We start from the raw sequence: 15,773 nt of genomic DNA, 5'->3' as shown, positions 1-15,773 counted from the left end.
CCACGAACGCCCGGCCGTGGCTAGCCGGCGGTGTTCGCGTAGTGGCAGGCGGCCTGCGCCCCGGGCACGGCCGGCAGGATGTCGAGGAGCTCCGAGCGGCACTTGCCGTCGACCCCCGCCTCGGCCGCCCTGCCGGAGGCGAGCACCTGGCAGCGGGCGTGGAAGCGGCAACCGCCGGGGATCCTGGTCGGGTCGGGTGGCTCGCCGGTCAGCACCACCCGCTCCGGCGACTCCGGCAGCACCGACATCAGCGCCTGCGTGTACGGGTGGCGCGGCGCGGTCAGCACCTGCTCGACGGGCCCCGACTCGACGATCCTGCCGAGGTACATGACCGCGACCCGGTCGGCGATGTTCCAGGCCAGCCCCAGGTCGTGGGTGACGACCAGCGCCGACAGGCCGAGGTCCTCCCTGAGTTTGAGCATCAGGGCGAGGATCTCGCCGCGAACGGAGGCGTCCAGCGAGGCGACCGGCTCGTCGGCGACCAGCACCTGCGGGTTGAGCGCGAGGGCCCCGGCGATCACCACGCGCTGCCGCTGGCCACCGGAGAGCTCGTGCGGGTAGCGCAGGAAGAACCGCTCGGGCGGCCGAAGCCCGGCTCTGGACAGCGCCGAGGCGACGGCGCTCTCCTCGTCGGCCAGGCCGTGGATGCGCGGCCCCTCCGCCACCGCCTCGTAGACGGTGTGCCGGGGGTTGAGCGAGCCCGTCGGGTCCTGCAGGACGAGCTGCACCTGCCTGCGGTAGGCCTTGAGCGCCTTGGAGCCGTAGTCGAGCGCCGTGCCGCCGTAGCGGACCTCGCCCGAGGTGGGCCGTTCGAGGCCGAGCAGGGTGCGGGCCAGCGTGGTCTTGCCGCAGCCGGACTCGCCGACCAGGGCCACGATCTCGCCCTCGCCGATCGACAGGTTGACGCCGTCGACCGCGCGGGCGCGCCGGCCACGCGCGACGAACTCCACGTGCAGGTCGCGGGCCTCCAGCAGGCTCGGCCCCGCGGTCGAGACCTTCTCCTTCGGGGCCTGCGTCTCCGTCATGAGGCCTCCTCCTTCGCCCTGACGTGTACGCAGGCGGCCGTGCGGTGCTCGCCGGCCGGCCACAGCTCCACGTCGAGGGTGGCGCACTCGTCGAGCGCGACCGGGCAGCGTGGGTGGAACGAGCAGCCGGTCGGGAGCTGCATCGGGTCCGGCGGGTCGCCGCCGAGGCCCTTCGGCGCAAGCCGCGCGGCCGGGTCGCCCACCGTCGGGAACGCCGCCGCCAGCGCCTTGCTGTAGGGGTGCTCGGCGTCGTGGAACACCTCGCCTGACGGGCCCTGCTCGACGATGCGGCCCGCGTACATGACCGCGAGCCGGTCGCACACGTCGGCGAGGACGGACAGGTCGTGCGAGATCATGATGAGCGAGATGCCGTGCTCGGCGACCAGGTCCTTGATCAGGGTCAGCACCTGGGCCTGCACCATGACGTCGAGCGCGGTGGTCGGCTCGTCGGCGATGATCAGGCGGGGCGAGCAGGCCAGGGCCATCGCGATCATCACGCGCTGCCGCTGCCCGCCGGACAGCTCGTGCGGGTAGCTGCGGGCCCGCCAGGTCGGCAGGCCGACCTGGTCGAGCAGCTCGGCCACGCGCTTGCGGGCCGCCTCCGGCTTGGCCTGGCCGTGGACCAGCAGCGGCTCGGCGATCTGGTCGCCGATCTTGCGCACCGGGTTGAGCCCGTGCTGCGCGCCCTGGAACACGATCGAGGCCTCGGCCCAGCGTACGGCCCGCATGCGGCCCCACTTCATGGTGAGCACGTCCTCGCCGTCGAGCAGGATCCGGCCACCGACGCGCGCGTCCCGCGGCAGCAGCCGCAGCAACGCCATGGCCAGCGTCGACTTGCCGGACCCCGACTCGCCGGCGACTCCGAGTGCCGCCCCGGAGTCGAGCGTCAGCGACACCCCGCGTACGGCCGGCACCTCGCCGGAGGCGATGCGGTAGGTCACCGAGACGTCGTCGAGTTCGAGGAGATTCATGCGGCCCTCCTCAGCCGGGGGTTGAGCACGGCCTCCAGGGCCCGGCCGACCAGGGTGAACGCCATGACGACGGCGAGGATGGCCAGGCCGGGGATGAGGATGTACCACCAGGCGCCCTCGTTGGCCGCGCCGAAGTCGTACGAGCCGCGAAGCATGGTCCCCCACGAGGTCTTGTTGGCGCTGGCGCCGAGGAAGGCCAGCGTCGACTCGGTCACGATGGCGCTGGCCACCTCCAGCGTGGTGCTGGCCAGCAGCAGCGGCGCCACGTTGGGCAGCACGTGGCGGGTCGTGATGTGCCAGTGGCCGGCTCCGAGCGCCTTGGAGCGCTCGATGTACGGCCTGGACTCCACGGCCAGCGTCTGCGCCCTGATCAGCCGGGCGGTCGACGGCCAGGTGGTGATGCCGATGGCCATGATGATCGTGAACGTGCTGCCGCCCAGGATCGCCGCCAGCACCAGGGCGGTGACCAGCGAGGGCAGGACGAGGAACCAGTCGGTGACGCGCATGAGCACGGCGCCAAGCCAGCCGCGGAAGTGGCCGGCGGCGATGCCGACGACCATGCCGATCACGATGCTCAGCAGGGCGGCGAGGAACCCGATGAGCAGCGACGTGCGCGAACCCCACCAGACCATCAGCAGGATGGAGCGGCCGGACTCGTCGGTGCCGAACGGGAACGCCAGGCTGGGCGCGTCGAAGTCGTCCCCGGTGGTGTCGATGACGCTGGTCACGCTCTCGTCGATGAACAGCGGGGCGACCAGCGCGAGCACCACGGCGACGACGAGCACGACCACGCCGGCGACGCCGGCCCGGTGGCTGCGGAAATCGGCCCAGAAGCGGCTCAGCGCCTGCCGCCTGCGGGTCGTGGCGACACTGGTCATGCCGACCTCACTCTCGGGTCGAGCATGTGGTAGACCACGTCGGCCAGCGTGTTCATGACGATCACCGCCACCGTGATCAGCAGGAACGTGCCCTGCATGAGCGTGAAGTCGGGCACGCTGATCGCTTCGTAGAACAGCTGGCCGAGCCCCGGCCAGGTGTAGATCGTTTCGACGGTGACGGCTCCGCCGACCACGAAGCCGACGCGCATGAACACGAGCGTCACCGTGGGCAGCAGGGCGTTGGGCACGGCGTGGCGGCGGCGTACGTCGTCGTCGCGCAGCCCTTTGGCCCTGGCCACGGTCACGTAGTCCTGGCTGACCTCCTCCAGCAGCGACGAGCGCATGACCAGGAGGTACTGGGCGTAGACCACGGCGACCAGCGTCAGGCACGGGAGCACCATGTGGGAGGCCACGTCGAGCACGTAGGCGAACCCGTCGGGCGCGTCCACGCTCTCGATGCCGCGGAACGGGAAGACGCCGGGGATCGGCCCGATGCCCACCCCGAAGACCATCATGAGCAGCAGCCCGAGCCAGAACGTCGGCACCGACCACAGCAGCAGCGACGCGCCGGTGGAGAAGCGGTCGAACGCGCTGCCGCTGCGCCAGCCGGCCCGCGTGCCCTGCCAGATGCCGAGGCTGACGGCGATGACCAGGCCCGTTCCCGCGAGCAGCAGGGTCGGGCCGAGCCGCTCGCCGATCAGGTCGAGGACGGGACGCTTGTACTCGTACGACATGCCGAGGTCGAGGCGGAGCGTGTCGCCGACGAACTTGAAGAACTGCTCGATCAGCGGCTTGTCCAGGCCGAGCCGGCTGCGTTCGAGGTCGAGCTGGGCCGGGGTCATGTTGCGGCCCTGCGCCAGGCTGCGTACGGGGTCGCCGGGCAACATCCGGAACAGGAAGAACGTGCCGACGATCACCATGGCGATGCTGAACAGCGCCCCACCGGCCTTCGACAGCGCGTAGCGCAGCGTGCCGCCGCGGGTGGGGCGCTCGTCACCAGGGCCCGCCGCCTGCGCGGCGGCGGGCTCTGCCGCTTCGAGCGGAGCGGTCATTCGCGCTCGTCTGCGACGCTCTTGCGCCGCCTGCTCAGGTAGAAGCCACCCAGCCCGATGACCAGCACCGCGGCGACGACACCGGCGATGACGCCGGTGTTCGATCCGCCGCCGCCGTCGCCGCCGGCTGCGCTCGCCCCCGTGGCCTTGACGTCGACGGTGTAGAACGGCCAGTAGCCGCTGCCGCCGTAGAGCAGGCCCTTGTCCTCGGGGATGGGGGTGATGCTGGTGATCCGGTCCTTGCGGTAGCCCTCGAGGTCGTTCGTGTAGTAGATCGCGATGACCGGGGCGTCGGTGTAGAGGCGCTCCTGCATCTGCTTGATGATCTCGGCCCGCTTGGGCCGGTCGAGCTCCGTCAGCTGCTCCTTGTAGAGCTTCTCGAAGGTCTCGTCACAGTAGAACGACTCGGTGCCGCCGCCCTCGCCGTCCTTGGTGGGCCGGCGCGAGCACAGGTGCGTCGCCAGGACCTCCTCGGGGTCGGGGTTGACCGACCAGCCGCTGATCGCGATGTCGAACAGGCCGGTGTAGCCCGTCTCCTCCGTGAACTTGCTGGATTCGAGCTTCTTGGTGGTCAGCGTGATGCCGATCTCCTTGAAGAACCCGGTCAGGTATTCGGCGAGCTTGTCCTCGAGCGGGGTGTCGGTGTGGATGCTGAAGCGGAACTCCAGCTTGCGGTCACCGTCGGGCATCGTGCGGACGCCGTCGGCGCCCTTCTTGTAGCCGGCGTCGTCGAGGATCTGGTTGGCCTTGGCCGGGTCGTAGGTGACCTTGGTGTCGCCGGTGGCCTCCCAGAAGAAGTCCTTGTACATCGGCGGCACGATCGAGCCGTCGGCCGGCTTGGCCAGGCCGTCCCACACCTCGTCGACCAGCTTCTGCTTGTCGATGGCGTAGTGCAGCGCCTGGCGCACCTTGACGTCCTTCAGCGCGGGGTGGCCGTCGCCGAGGGGCTTGTCGTCGGTGGTGGTGGCGCCGTGGTTGATCTGCAGGTAGCTCGCCCGCCGGCCGTCGGTGTTCCAGGCCTCGATGTTGGGGTCGTTCTGGATGGCCTTGAACTCCGGCGGGTCCAGCCGGCCGATCAGGTCGATCTCGCCCTTCTGCAGCGCGGCGATCGCGGCCTGGGGGTTGTCGTAGAAGATGACCTGCAGCTCGTCGACCTTGGCCTTGCCCCGCCAGTAGTTGGGGTTGGCCTGCAGCTTGACGTACTGGTCCTTCTTGTGCTCGGTCGCGAAGTACGGGCCGCTGCTCACCGTGGGGTACGTCTCGGCGTCGTGGTTGGCCATGTCGGTGACCGACTCCCAGACGTGCTTGGGCACGATCGGGACGGGGTTCTCGAGCATGGACGCCTGCGGCGACTTGAGCTTGATCGTCAGCTCCTGGCCGTTGGCCGTGACGCTCTCGAAGTTCTCCACCGCCGGGCCGTTGGCGGTCTTGGCCGCCTCGTCCGTCATGATCTTGTTGAACGTGAAGGCGGCGTCCTCGGCCGTGATCGGCTTGCCGTCGGACCACTTGGCCTCACGGATCTTGAACGTCCACGTGAGGCCGTCCTCCGAGGTCTCCCACGACTCGGCCAGGTCGGCGCTGGGCTGGAGCGTCTTGGAGTCGGGGACCGTGAGGAAGCCGTACATCCAGCGGTGGATCGACGTGGAGACCAGGCGGACCGCCAGGAACGGGTTCATGGAGTCCATCGACTGCGTGGCACCGACGCGAACGATCTTCTTCCCCGCCGTCGGTTCCTGAGCAAGGGCCATTGTCGTGCCCTGACCTGCTACTAAGAGCGCGACGCCCAGCGCAGCCAGGCGTGCGAGCCATTTCCTCATATGTGCCTCACCTTCAGGCGGGGGGTTCCTGTGTAGAGAAAGGCACACCATACGGAGACCGTGTGTCAACGCGTGGCGGAAAATTGTTTCACCTTCGTTTCTTTTGGCGGTGTAAATTTTCAACCCGCTCTGCACACCTGTGACCTGGCATCCCACCCTACGGCGACCCTTCCGGGCACGCGACCGCATACATCCGAACCCACCGGATAGGGGGCGGGAAACAGCCGGAACCAAGGGGGAGATCGCATGATGCAGGGCAAGACCATCGCGTTCCTCGTCGCTCCTGAGGGAGTCGAGCAGGTCGAGCTCACCGAGCCATGGAAGGCGGTCAAGCAGGCGGGCGGCACGCCCAGGCTGATCTCCACCGCGCCGGGCCAGATCCAGGCGTTCAACCACCTGGACAAGGCCGACACGTTCGCCGTGGACGACACGGTCGACAACGTCGACGTGGGCGCCTTCGACGGCCTGCTGCTTCCCGGCGGCGTGGCGAACCCCGACTTCCTGCGTACGGTGCCGCAGGCCGTGCAGTTCGCGCGGTCGTTCTTCGACGCGGGCAAGCCGGTGGCGTCGATCTGCCACGCGCCGTGGACCCTGGTCGAGGCGGACGTCGTACGCGGCCGCACGCTGACGTCCTGGCCGAGCCTGCAGACAGACCTGCGCAACGCCGGCGCCACGTGGGTGGACCAGGAGGTCGTGGTGTGCACCGCTGGGCCCAACAAGCTGGTCACCAGCCGCAAGCCGGACGACCTGAAGGCCTTCTGCCAGGCCGCGACCGACGCGTTCGGATAGGAGCGCGGAACTGACGGAGAGGGAGGGCGCCGGACCCGGCGCCCTCCCTCCGTCGTCGAACCGGCGTCAACGCCTTGTCCCCTGGAGAGAAATGGTCTAGATGTAGACCAAATGGAGCGTCCTCCATCCCCCCAGGGAGACCTCAGTGACCACTGAAGAGGATTCCAGGCGACTCGCCGAACTCGGCTACAAGCAGGAGCTTGCCCGCACCTGGAGCGGATTCTCGAACTTCGCCATCTCCTTCTCGATCATCTCCATCCTCGCCGGCTGTTTCACCACGTTCGGACAGGCCTGGAACAACGGCGGCCCCATCGCCATCTCCTGGGGCTGGCCGCTGATCTCCGTGTTCATCCTGATCATCGGCTTCTGCATGTCGGAGCTGGTGTCGGCGTACCCGACGGCGGGCGGCATCTACTGGTGGGCCGCCAAGCTGGGCAAACCGATCCACGGCTGGTTCACCGGGTGGCTCAACCTGATCGGCCTCATCGCCGTCACCGCGTCCGTCGACTACGGGTGCGCGACGTTCCTCAACATCACCATCAACCGGCTGACCGGCGGAGCATGGGAGGGCACGCTCCCGCAGACGTTCCTGCTGTTCGTGATCGTCCTCGCGCTGCACGCCCTGATCAACATCTACAGCCACCGGCTCATCTCCCTGCTGCAGAACGTCTCGGTCTGGTGGCACGTCGCGGGCGCCGCGATCATCGTCGCCATTCTGATCTTCGCGCCGGACGACCACCAGTCGCTCGGCTTCGTCTTCGGCGGCACCAACGACAGCTCCTTCGGCACCGGCTCGGAAGGGCTGCCCTTCTGGCTGTACGTGCTGCCGCTCGGCTTCCTGCTCACCCAGTACACGATCACCGGCTTCGACGCCTGCGCGCACGTGTCGGAGGAGACGCAGGGCGCGGCCAGGAGCGCCGCTCGCGGGCTGTGGCAGTCGATCTTCTACTCGGCCATCGGCGGGTGGATCCTGCTGCTGTCGTTCCTGTTCGCCGCGACGAACGTGGACGCGCTCAACGAGCAGGGCGGTTTCGTCGGCGCCATCTTCGAGACGGCCCTGTCGTCGCCGCTGGCCACCGCGATCTTCGCGATCTCCACGGTCGGCCAGTTCTTCTGCGGGATGAGCTGCGTGACGTCGATGTCGCGGATGACGTACGCGTTCGCGCGTGATGGCGCGATCCCCGGCTGGCGGCTGTGGTCGCGGGTCGACCGCAACCGCACCCCGGTCAACGCCATCCTCGGCGGCTGCGTCACCGCCGCGCTGATCACGCTGCCCGCCCTCTACGCCCCTCCCGGCCTGACCACGCCGGTCGCGTTCTACGCGGTCGTGTCGATCGCCGTCATCGGGCTCTACCTGGCGTTCCTCATCCCGATCTGGCTCCGCCTGCGCATGGGCGACGCCTTCACCCCCGGCCCGTGGACGCTCGGCAGGAAGTACAAGGCGCTGTGCTGGATCGCCTGCGTCGAGATCGTGATCGTCTCGATCTACTTCGTCATGCCGTTCTCGCCGGAGGGCGTGCCCGGCAACCCCGACTTCACCTGGACGTCGGTCAACTACGCGCCGATCGCGGTGGGGGTGGTGCTGATCGGCATCGCGCTGTGGTGGGTGCTGTCGGCCCGCCACTGGTTCACGGGCCCCCGCCGCACGATCGACGAGGTCCCCGTCCCCTGACGCTCATCGTGGGTACGGCTCCCCGCGGGCCGTACCCACGACTCGGCGCAGCGGCGCGGCCCGCTCTCTCCGGCACTGCTCACGCGGGTTCCTCGAGCTTGCGGGCGATGCCTTCCAGCGCGGACAGGTCCGCGGGCGAGAGCCGGTCGATGACGTGGCGGCGGACCGATTTCAGGTGGGCCGGGGCGGCCTCCTCGAGCGTTTCCATGCCGTGCTCGGTGAGGACCAGATAACAGCCCCGGCCGTCGTCCGGGTCGGGCTCGCGCCGTACGAGACCGCGGGTTTCCATGCGGGTGGCGTGCCGCGACAGGCGGCTGCGCGACCAGCCCATCTTGGCGGCCTGCTCGTGCAGCGTGCTGGTGCGGCCCGGGCGCTCGGAGAGCGTGCTGAGCACCTCGTAGTCGGGCTCTGACAGGCCGATCGCGGCCAGGTCGTGCGTGGTGCGCGACTGGATCGCGATCATCATGCGGCGCAGGGCGCGCCAGGCGCGTTCCTCGTCCGCGTCGAGCCAGCGCACCGTCTCTCCCGAGCTTTTCTTTGACATGTAAACAAGTTACCAGCTAGGTTCATTTCCATGTCAACGAAACCTCTGCGGGTCCTCGTCCTCATGTGCAGCACTCGTCCCGGCGCCCTCGGCCCGGCGGTCGGCCAGTGGCTGATCGACACCATCGCGCCACGGGCAACGGAGCTGGGCGTGGAGCTGCTGCCGGTGGCGCTCGGCGACCTCGCCCTGCCGTTCCTGGACGAGGAGGAAGAGCCGGCGTCCGGCCTCTACCGGCACGAGCACACCAAGCGGTGGAGCGCGATGGTGGACGCGGCCGACGGCTTCATCGCGGTCACCCCCGAGTACAACTACGGCATGCCGGCGGCCTTCAAGAACGCCCTCGACTACCTGGGCCGGGAGTGGGCGTGGAAACCGATGGGGTTCGTCAGTTACGGCAACACCTCGGCGGGCACCCGGTCGGTCCAGCACGCCAAGCAGGTGGTGACCACGCTGCGGCTGGTACCGCTGGGCGCCACGGTCGCCCTGCGCATCGCCGACGCCCTCGACGACGGACGGGTGCGCCCGGACGCCGGCCGCGACCGGGCCGCCATCGGCGTCTTGGACGAGCTCGCCCGCCTCGCCCACGCGCTGCGCCCGATGCGCGAGCGGACCCGCTCGGGTCCTGGGCCGGTGCCGGGGTCCTACGTGAGAGCGCTGACCCCGGACGACGCCCCGGAGGTCCTGGTGCTCCAGCGTTGCTGCTGGCTGGAGGAGGCGCTGGCCAACGACACCCTGGCCATCCCCGCCCTGGAGGAGTCACTGGACCAGGTCCGCGCGTGGCTGGCCATCTGGCAGGCCACGGGCCTGTGGCGGGACGGCCGCCTCCTGGGCATGGTGCGCACGCGCCGCGTGGACGACGACTGGCACGTGGGCCGCCTCGGCGTCGTCCCCGATCTGCGCGGCCAGGGCGTGGGGCGCTGGCTGCTCCGCGAGGCCGAAGCCGCGGCCGACGCCTCCTGCCGCCGCATCGTGCTGGCCACCGGCGCCCGGAGCCGGCGCAACCACAACCTCTACCATGCTCAGGGATACCGCACGGAGTCCTCCGACGGCTCCACGGCCTTCCTCGCCAAGCCCGCCACCGCGGACGGCGCCGTCCGCGAGCCGGCCGAGGCGAGGTGACGGAACCGCCGCCCGGCCGGAACCGTGGTGGAGCCGCACGCCGTGCGGACCGGTCTCGGCCGTCCAGATGCCGGTGAGCAGCTCGGAGCCGGGCGGCGTGGCAGGAAGTACAGGGCCGTGCCCACGTGCTTGCACTCTGCTAGCATCTTGTGCATGGCAACGCTTTACATCCGCGATGTCCCCGAGTCGGTCGCCGAGTCGCTGAAAGAGCGTGCGGCCGAAGCAGGCATGTCCCTTTCGGCCTACGTTGCCAGAGAGCTAGCCGATATCGCCGCCCGTCCGACCAACGCCGAGATAGTTAAGCGCCTGAAGGCGCAAGATCGTTCTCAAGGGCCTACGACCGCCGACATTCTCGAAGCCGTCGCGGAGGGCAGGCGGTGATTGTCATTGACTCATCAGCGATGATCGAGGCACTGACCGGCCGCGAGGCGAGCACGGAGCTGCTTGACGCCCTTCAAGCAAGCGTCCATGCTCCACACCTGCTCGATGTGGAGGTGCTTTCGACTCTCCGGGGACTGGCACTGGGCGGCAAGTTGACCACGATCGCAGCAGAGCAGGCACGGGCCAACTATCTCGCCTTCAGCATCTCCCGTTACGAAATCAGGGGTATCTCGGATCGGGTTTGGGAGCTGCGGCACAACTACACCGCGTACGACGCCTCTTATCTCGCGCTGGCCGAGGCACTTGAGGCTCCCCTCCTCACCTGTGACGGCAAGCTGGTCGGAAGCGGGCACAACGCCGACGTGCAGGTGTTTCCGCGCGCCTGACCCCGGTCAGGCGGCTTCGAAGGCGGCGGCCACGGCCGCGCGGACGTCGGCCATCGAGACCGAGCCCAGCTCGCGCCTGAGCGAGGTCATGTCGACGTCGGGCATCCCGCAGGCGACCGCCCAGTCCCACGGCGTGAGGTCGCCGTCGACGTTGAGCGCGAACCCGTGGCTGGTGACGCCCCGGCTCTGCCGCATCCCGATGGAGACGACCTTGCGGCCGGTCTCGGCCGTCCAGACGCCGGTGAGCAGCTCGGAGCCGGGCGGCGTGTCGCGGCGCTCGGCCGGCAGGCCCAGCTTGCCCAGCGCCTCCACCATCCGCAGCTCCACCTCGCGGACGTAGTCGACGATGCCCTGGTCGTCGTCGAGCTTGACGATCAGGTAGCCGACCAGTTGCCCGGGCCCGTGGTAGGTGAGCTGCCCGCCGCGCCCGGTCTCGACCACGGGGATGCCACGCGCCGGGTCGGGCAGGTGGTCGAGCGGGGTGCGGCGGCCGACCGTGTAGACGGAGGGGTGGCTCAGCAGCCAGAGCGTGTCCGGTCGTTCGTCCCGCTGGCGCTGCCCGACCAGGTCGGTCATGCGCTCCATAGCTTTGTCGTAGTCGACGAGCTCATCCTCGATGAGCGTCAGCGGCCTAGCCCTCATGACTTCGAGGATAAGCCGGGTCGCGAACGGGAAGTACACCGCCTTCCCGGCCCTCTGCCCAGACCCTGGTCAGGCGAGCACGCAGGGCGCCGCTCGATCCGGGCGGGCAGAGCGTCCGCGAGTTGCAGGTAGGACGCTTGCAGCCCATCCGGGTCAATCTTCACGACCAGGAGGTTAGGCGGCCAGGTTCGGGTCGAGACAGGCAGGCCCGGCCCTGGCCAGCCATGGCCTTACGGCCGCAGGGCTGGCCTGGGTGCGCAAGACCGACCGGCTGGAGGCCGGTTCGCTGGTGTGGGAAACCCATCCAGGAAAGGAGGGTAACGTTGAGAAGCTTTGGACGAAGCTCCTCAACGGCCAGGCCAGGTAGCGCCGTCATCGCGCCCAAGGTCGCAGCCCTGCGGGACACCCATCCGTACCGGCGACGTCCAGCCTTGTAACCCTTCGGCCACTTCTCACCAAGCAGGGGTGTCAATCGACGAAGGGAGCATGGCCGGTGCGTCGCAAACAGCCGAAGATCGCCACGGATCCTGTGGCTTTCGAGGCCTTCTACCGGCGACATGTCGATGCCGTCACCCGCTTTCTCGCCCGCCGCGTCGACGACCCTCACACGGTCGCGGACCTGGTGGCCGAGGTGTTCATCGCGGTGCTCGACTCGGCCCACACCTACCGGGCCGACCTGGGCACGGAGATCGCATGGTTGTACGGCGTGGCCCGCAACACGATCTCAGCCGAGCGACGGCGGGTCTACCGGCAGCACCAGTTATCGGACCGGATGAACGGCCGCCGGCAACTGGCCGCCGACGACGTCGCCAGGCTCGAGGAGCGCATCGACGCGGAGCGGGACGCCAGGAAGGCCTTCGCGGCCATGGAGGAGCTGCCGGAGGGCGAGCGCGCCATGCTGGAGCTGGTCGCCATCGACCAGCTCACGGTCACGGAGGCGGCGCACGCCCTCGGCATCCGCCAGGGCGCCGCCAAGGTACGCCTGCATCGCGCCCGCCGGACGCTACGCAACCTGTCCTTCGTCATGGATGGAGCACGATGAACTTCGAGGAGCAGTTGCTGATGGATCTGAAGACCGAGATCGCCGCCCGCGCCGACCGGCGTCGTCGCCTCACCCGCACGCGGTCCGTGCTGGGAGTGGCCGGAATGGCCGCCGTGGCCGCCGTCGCCCTACCCCTGCTGACCGGCACGGGGACACCCGCGTACGCCGTGAGCACGAACACCGACGGCACGATCAGCGTCCAGATCAACGAGTTCAGGGACGCCGACAAGCTGGAGGGCGACCTCAAGGAGGTCGGCGTCCGGGCCGACGTCAGCTACGTGCCGATCGGCAAGCAGTGCGAGCCGGGGCGCGGGGCGGTCGTCGGCGGGGAACCGGCCGGCATCGAGGAGTTCCGCAAGTCCGTGAGCTACAAGGCCGCCCGCGTCCGGACCGGAGGCGTCGACATCGACCCCCGGTACGTCGCCCAGGGCCAGACCCTCGTGATGGAGTTCGCCGAGAACAAGGAGGGCTCCGGTGAGCCGAACATCACCGCGCGCTTCAAGGCTCAGGTGATCGCCGGTCCGGTCAAGCCCTGCACGCTCGTCGACTGGAACGTCACGCCGTAACGGACGCTTCACGGGAACTGCGTCGAAAGGGAGGGCCGAGGGGTTCCGGCCCGGCGCGGCGGTGGCCCGGCTCCGGATCGGAGCCGGGCCACCATGCCGTGAACGCCCGGCTGTTACGCCGCTGTTAGCGCGACCTCAGAAGACTGCCTCCTCTGAACCGGCCCATCGGAAGGGAGCAGCCAGATGGAACACCCGCCCAGCACCGAAGACGCTGCGGTCCATCACAGCGGACGACGAGCCTGGCACCGAGCGGCCCGGCTCATGAGGGATCATCCCCTCTCCTGCTATTTCCTCATGACCTTCACTCTGTCCTGGTGCTGGATGGGCCTGGCGTTCGGCGTTCTGCGGCTCCCCATGATGGGAGTCGGCGGAATCCTGGGACCGCTGATCGGGCCGTGCCTGTCCGCCTTCGTCATGACGGCGGTCACGCAGGGCAGGGCGGGCGTGCTCCGCCTCCTGAGGCGGTTCGTCCTGTGGAGGGTCTCGCCGCTGTGGTACGTCGCGGTCCTCCTGGGCTGGCCCCTGCTCGTCGTGGCCGCAGTTCTGGCTCACGTCGGCACACTCGACGTCGTAGGAGCTCCCGCCCTGGGGTTCGGCCTGACGTACCTGGGCGCCTTCGCGCACATCCTCGTTCTCGGCGGCCCTCTCGGAGAGGAACCGGGGTGGCGCGGCTTCGCTCTGCCGGGCCTTCAGGAGCGCCTCGGGCCCCTGCTCGGATCGCTGCTGCTCGGGGCGTTGCACGCCGTCTGGCACCTGCCCGTCTTCCTGCTGGTTCCCGGCTACAACGGCAGCCCGCCGGACCTGGTGGGCATGCTCGCCGTGTTCGCGTGGTTCACGGCCGGCGTCACCGCGGGGGCGGTGACCTTCACGTGGCTGTTCAACAACACGCGCGGCAGCCTGCTCATAGCGATGCTGCACCACGCGACCGCCAACTGCGTGGGTCTCGTGGTGCAGGGCTTCTTCGCCGGCGCGGACGCACGCGACGCTCTGGGCCAGGTCCGCACGCCCCTGCAGATCGCCCTGGCGCTGGTCGTCATCGCGGCCACTCGGGGACGCCTCGGTTACGGACGCCACCGGCGCGAGATCGGCGCCCCCGGAACCGACGACCGGCGCTCCGAGGGTTACGCCGCCCGGTAACCCTTCGGCTCCTCGGGGACGAGGATCCACATCGCCACGTAGACCACCCAGAGCGGCCCCGGGATGAGCGAGAGCAGCAGCCAGAGGATCCGGACGAGGGTGGGAGGAAGGCCCATCTTGTCGGCGAGACCGCCGCAGACGCCGGCCAGAATCCTGTGCTCTCTTGAGCGGTACATGCTATGCCTCCGTGTGGTTACGACCTACCCGTACAACGGACGAGCGGTCCGACGGACTCCCGTCAGGAACCCTGAGAAAACCCTGTAAGGGTCAGCCACTCTTCTGCCATGCCCAGATGTCGGCTGGTCAGGCCTCGCATCGGGTCCACGTGGATGAGCAGGAAGTCGGTCAGCCCCTGACGCACCCTGAGATAGTTCTCGTCCTCTGCCCACACCTGGTCGTCGAACCACACGAACGGCCGCCGTCCGGCGTAGGCGGCCACGTGCGGGGTCTTGAACATCTCGCCGTGCTCGCTCGGGGGGTCGGTGGTCAGCGGGATGACGGGGAGCGAGGGCAGGCCGATCCTGGGCGCGATCCAGTCATTGGCGTGCTGCTCCCACGTGGTCGCCCAGGCCAGCTCGGACCCGGTGGCGATGGCCAGGTCGAGCAGCCTGCGACCGTGCCCGGGGTTGAGGTGCACGGTGTAGACCTCGCCCCCGATCGTGCACCGGTAGCGCCGGTAGCCGGGCGTCGGCCGGCCCATCGGGTTGAGCACGCCGTCGACGTCGAGCAGCAGCAGCGGCTTCACAGCGGGGCTCCCGCCCGATGTTCCTGCGGGCTGACGCCGTGGACGCGCTTGAACGCCGCGCTCAACGCGAACGGGCTGCCGTAGCCGACCTTCCTGGCGACCGAGCCGATCGTGGTGCCGGGCTCGCGCAGCAGGTCGGCGGCCAGGGCCAGCCGCCAGCCGGTGAGGAAGGCCATCGGCGGCTCGCCGACCAGCTCGGTGAAGCGCCTGGCCAGAGACGCCCTGGACACGCCCACCTCGGCGGCCAGCCCGGCCACCGTCCAGGGATGGGCGGGGTCGTTGTGCATCATCCGCATGGCCCGGCCCACCACCGGATCGCCCATGGCGCGGAACCAGCCGGGCGCCTCGTGGGTGGCGAACCACGCCCGCAGCACCGCGATGAGCAGCACGTCGAGCAGCCGGTCGAGCACGGCCTCCTGGCCGGGCTCGTCCTTGACGATCTCGTCGGTGAGCAGCGTGATGATCGGGCCGCCGGGCTGCACGATCAGCCGGGGCAGCGCTTCGAGCAGCCTCCTGCTGACCGCGCCCTCCAGGTTGTAGGTGCCGGTCAGCATGACGGTGCCGCCGTCGGGGTCGTTGCCCCACGTGCGCACGCCCAGGTCCATCGTCCCGGCGAGCGTCCGTCCGTCGGGCGTCGCGCAGTGCTGGCCGGGGTGGATGACGACCTGCGGCTCGGTGCCGGGGTGGTCGGCCACGGTGTACGGCTCCGGCCCTCGGACGACCGCGACCTCACCCGGCAGCAGGCGAGCGGGTGCGCGCCCGTCGAGCACGATCCACGACTCGCCCGACACCTGGGCGATCACCGACAGCGGGGCCTCGTCCTGGATGCGCAGCGACCAGGGCGGATCGAGGACCGAGCGGAGCAGGAAGGCGCCGCGGGCACGCGGGCCGTCGAGAAGCGCCGCGAGCTGGTCCATGGGTCAGACGATCGCATAGCGGATTGCGCATCTCAACCACGGACAGCCGTACGGATATCGTCAGCGGACGGCCGCGGCCGGGCAACTGCT

18 protein-coding genes are annotated in these 15,773 nt (G+C 69.5%); 8 read left to right on the top strand and 10 right to left on the bottom strand.

From position 1 onward, the window contains the following. Positions 1-20 precede the first annotated feature (20 nt). Genes ABGB01_RS29625 through ABGB01_RS29605 form a run of 5 tightly spaced genes read right to left on the bottom strand, consistent with a single transcriptional unit; the run spans position 21 to position 5,602 of the window. Positions 21-1,025, bottom strand: coding sequence for an ABC transporter ATP-binding protein (locus ABGB01_RS29625; RefSeq protein ID WP_347776818.1), 1,005 nt, complete (start codon positions 1,023-1,025; stop codon positions 21-23). Beyond that, positions 1,022-1,996, bottom strand: a complete 975-nt coding sequence (locus tag ABGB01_RS29620; RefSeq protein WP_347776817.1) for an ABC transporter ATP-binding protein — start codon at positions 1,994-1,996, stop codon at positions 1,022-1,024. Before ABGB01_RS29620 ends, ABGB01_RS29625 begins: the two co-directional genes overlap by 4 nt. Continuing rightward, on the bottom strand, positions 1,993-2,874 hold the full coding sequence (locus ABGB01_RS29615; RefSeq protein ID WP_347776816.1) for an ABC transporter permease: 882 nt from the start codon (positions 2,872-2,874) through the stop codon (positions 1,993-1,995). The genes ABGB01_RS29620 and ABGB01_RS29615 overlap by 4 nt, the downstream gene beginning before the upstream one ends. After that, complete coding sequence (locus ABGB01_RS29610) at positions 2,871-3,926, bottom strand: ABC transporter permease (RefSeq protein ID WP_347776815.1); 1,056 nt, start codon at positions 3,924-3,926, stop codon at positions 2,871-2,873. Before ABGB01_RS29610 ends, ABGB01_RS29615 begins: the two co-directional genes overlap by 4 nt. After that, the gene (locus ABGB01_RS29605; protein WP_347776814.1) at positions 3,923-5,602 is read right to left on the bottom strand and encodes an ABC transporter substrate-binding protein; all 1,680 of its coding nucleotides are present in this window, start codon (positions 5,600-5,602) and stop codon (positions 3,923-3,925) included. Before ABGB01_RS29605 ends, ABGB01_RS29610 begins: the two co-directional genes overlap by 4 nt. A 387-nt stretch (positions 5,603-5,989) precedes the next feature. Between ABGB01_RS29605 and ABGB01_RS29600 the strand changes: the two genes are divergently transcribed. Then, complete coding sequence (locus ABGB01_RS29600) at positions 5,990-6,532, top strand: type 1 glutamine amidotransferase domain-containing protein (RefSeq protein ID WP_347776813.1); 543 nt, start codon at positions 5,990-5,992, stop codon at positions 6,530-6,532. Between the two features lie 145 nt (positions 6,533-6,677). Next, positions 6,678-8,204, top strand: coding sequence for an amino acid permease (locus ABGB01_RS29595; protein WP_347776812.1), 1,527 nt, complete (start codon positions 6,678-6,680; stop codon positions 8,202-8,204). Between the two features lie 79 nt (positions 8,205-8,283). Here the strand turns inward: ABGB01_RS29595 and ABGB01_RS29590 are convergent, their stop codons facing one another. Continuing rightward, positions 8,284-8,748, bottom strand: coding sequence for a MarR family transcriptional regulator (locus ABGB01_RS29590; RefSeq protein ID WP_347776811.1), 465 nt, complete (start codon positions 8,746-8,748; stop codon positions 8,284-8,286). Positions 8,749-8,778: 30 nt separating this feature from the next. Between ABGB01_RS29590 and ABGB01_RS29585 the strand changes: the two genes are divergently transcribed. The 3 genes from ABGB01_RS29585 to ABGB01_RS29575 all read left to right on the top strand — a co-directional run bounded on the left by ABGB01_RS29585 (position 8,779) and on the right by ABGB01_RS29575 (position 10,634). Further along, entirely contained in the window at positions 8,779-9,867 is a 1,089-nt protein-coding gene (locus tag ABGB01_RS29585; RefSeq protein WP_347776810.1) for a bifunctional NAD(P)H-dependent oxidoreductase/GNAT family N-acetyltransferase, read from the top strand. 153 nt (positions 9,868-10,020) lie between these two features. Then, complete coding sequence (locus ABGB01_RS29580; protein WP_347776809.1) at positions 10,021-10,248, top strand: antitoxin; 228 nt, start codon at positions 10,021-10,023, stop codon at positions 10,246-10,248. Beyond that, positions 10,245-10,634, top strand: a complete 390-nt coding sequence (locus ABGB01_RS29575; RefSeq protein WP_347776808.1) for a type II toxin-antitoxin system VapC family toxin — start codon at positions 10,245-10,247, stop codon at positions 10,632-10,634. The genes ABGB01_RS29580 and ABGB01_RS29575 overlap by 4 nt, the downstream gene beginning before the upstream one ends. Before the next feature lie 6 nt (positions 10,635-10,640). Here ABGB01_RS29575 and lipB read toward each other — a convergent pair whose 3' ends face one another. Then, positions 10,641-11,276, bottom strand: a complete 636-nt coding sequence (gene lipB, locus ABGB01_RS29570; protein WP_347776807.1) for a lipoyl(octanoyl) transferase LipB — start codon at positions 11,274-11,276, stop codon at positions 10,641-10,643. Between the two features lie 493 nt (positions 11,277-11,769). Between lipB and ABGB01_RS29565 the strand changes: the two genes are divergently transcribed. The 3 genes from ABGB01_RS29565 (at position 11,770) to ABGB01_RS29555 (ending at position 14,021) form a co-directional block, all read left to right on the top strand. Next, positions 11,770-12,318, top strand: coding sequence for a sigma-70 family RNA polymerase sigma factor (locus ABGB01_RS29565; protein ID WP_347776806.1), 549 nt, complete (start codon positions 11,770-11,772; stop codon positions 12,316-12,318). Continuing rightward, positions 12,315-12,884 carry a hypothetical protein gene (locus tag ABGB01_RS29560; RefSeq protein WP_347776805.1) on the top strand — a complete coding sequence of 190 codons (570 nt, stop codon included), beginning with the start codon at positions 12,315-12,317 and terminating at the stop codon, positions 12,882-12,884. Before ABGB01_RS29565 ends, ABGB01_RS29560 begins: the two co-directional genes overlap by 4 nt. Before the next feature lie 294 nt (positions 12,885-13,178). Further along, positions 13,179-14,021, top strand: coding sequence for a CPBP family glutamic-type intramembrane protease (locus ABGB01_RS29555; protein WP_347776804.1), 843 nt, complete (start codon positions 13,179-13,181; stop codon positions 14,019-14,021). Here ABGB01_RS29555 and ABGB01_RS29550 read toward each other — a convergent pair. From ABGB01_RS29550 to ABGB01_RS29540, 3 genes are all read right to left on the bottom strand, one after another. Beyond that, a complete protein-coding gene (locus ABGB01_RS29550; RefSeq protein WP_106243857.1) occupies positions 14,006-14,197 on the bottom strand; it encodes a PspC domain-containing protein in 192 nt (63 codons plus the stop codon). The genes ABGB01_RS29555 and ABGB01_RS29550 overlap by 16 nt on opposite strands. Positions 14,198-14,259: 62 nt before the next feature. Then, on the bottom strand, positions 14,260-14,766 hold the full coding sequence (locus ABGB01_RS29545; RefSeq protein ID WP_347776803.1) for an HAD domain-containing protein: 507 nt from the start codon (positions 14,764-14,766) through the stop codon (positions 14,260-14,262). Beyond that, on the bottom strand, positions 14,763-15,683 hold the full coding sequence (locus tag ABGB01_RS29540; RefSeq protein ID WP_347776802.1) for an AraC family transcriptional regulator: 921 nt from the start codon (positions 15,681-15,683) through the stop codon (positions 14,763-14,765). The genes ABGB01_RS29545 and ABGB01_RS29540 overlap by 4 nt, the downstream gene beginning before the upstream one ends. Positions 15,684-15,773 lie beyond the last annotated feature (90 nt).

The sequence above is a fragment of the Nonomuraea sp. B5E05 genome, from assembly GCF_039880665.1.
Classification (GTDB): Bacteria; Actinomycetota; Actinomycetes; order Streptosporangiales; family Streptosporangiaceae; genus Nonomuraea.
The sequence above is the reverse complement of the archived record's forward strand: the minus strand, read 5'-3'. Positions and strand labels throughout refer to the sequence as shown.

Excerpts from the sequence above, each read along its gene's own strand:
- ABGB01_RS29625 (WP_347776818.1), bottom strand. The coding sequence starts at position 1,025 with ATGACGGAGACGCAGGCCCCGAAGGAGAAGGTCTCGACCGCGGGGCCG.
- ABGB01_RS29620 (WP_347776817.1), bottom strand. The coding sequence starts at position 1,996 with ATGAATCTCCTCGAACTCGACGACGTCTCGGTGACCTACCGCATCGCC.
- ABGB01_RS29615 (WP_347776816.1), bottom strand. The coding sequence starts at position 2,874 with ATGACCAGTGTCGCCACGACCCGCAGGCGGCAGGCGCTGAGCCGCTTC.
- ABGB01_RS29610 (WP_347776815.1), bottom strand. The coding sequence starts at position 3,926 with ATGACCGCTCCGCTCGAAGCGGCAGAGCCCGCCGCCGCGCAGGCGGCG.
- ABGB01_RS29605 (WP_347776814.1), bottom strand. The coding sequence starts at position 5,602 with ATGAACCCGTTCCTGGCGGTCCGCCTGGTCTCCACGTCGATCCACCGC.
- ABGB01_RS29600 (WP_347776813.1), top strand. The coding sequence starts at position 5,990 with ATGATGCAGGGCAAGACCATCGCGTTCCTCGTCGCTCCTGAGGGAGTC.
- ABGB01_RS29590 (WP_347776811.1), bottom strand. The coding sequence starts at position 8,748 with ATGTCAAAGAAAAGCTCGGGAGAGACGGTGCGCTGGCTCGACGCGGAC.
- ABGB01_RS29585 (WP_347776810.1), top strand. The coding sequence starts at position 8,779 with ATGTCAACGAAACCTCTGCGGGTCCTCGTCCTCATGTGCAGCACTCGT.
- ABGB01_RS29580 (WP_347776809.1), top strand. The coding sequence starts at position 10,021 with ATGGCAACGCTTTACATCCGCGATGTCCCCGAGTCGGTCGCCGAGTCG.
- lipB (WP_347776807.1), bottom strand. The coding sequence starts at position 11,276 with ATGAGGGCTAGGCCGCTGACGCTCATCGAGGATGAGCTCGTCGACTAC.
- ABGB01_RS29560 (WP_347776805.1), top strand. The coding sequence starts at position 12,315 with ATGAACTTCGAGGAGCAGTTGCTGATGGATCTGAAGACCGAGATCGCC.
- ABGB01_RS29555 (WP_347776804.1), top strand. The coding sequence starts at position 13,179 with ATGACCTTCACTCTGTCCTGGTGCTGGATGGGCCTGGCGTTCGGCGTT.
- ABGB01_RS29550 (WP_106243857.1), bottom strand. The coding sequence starts at position 14,197 with ATGTACCGCTCAAGAGAGCACAGGATTCTGGCCGGCGTCTGCGGCGGT.
- ABGB01_RS29540 (WP_347776802.1), bottom strand. The coding sequence starts at position 15,683 with ATGGACCAGCTCGCGGCGCTTCTCGACGGCCCGCGTGCCCGCGGCGCC.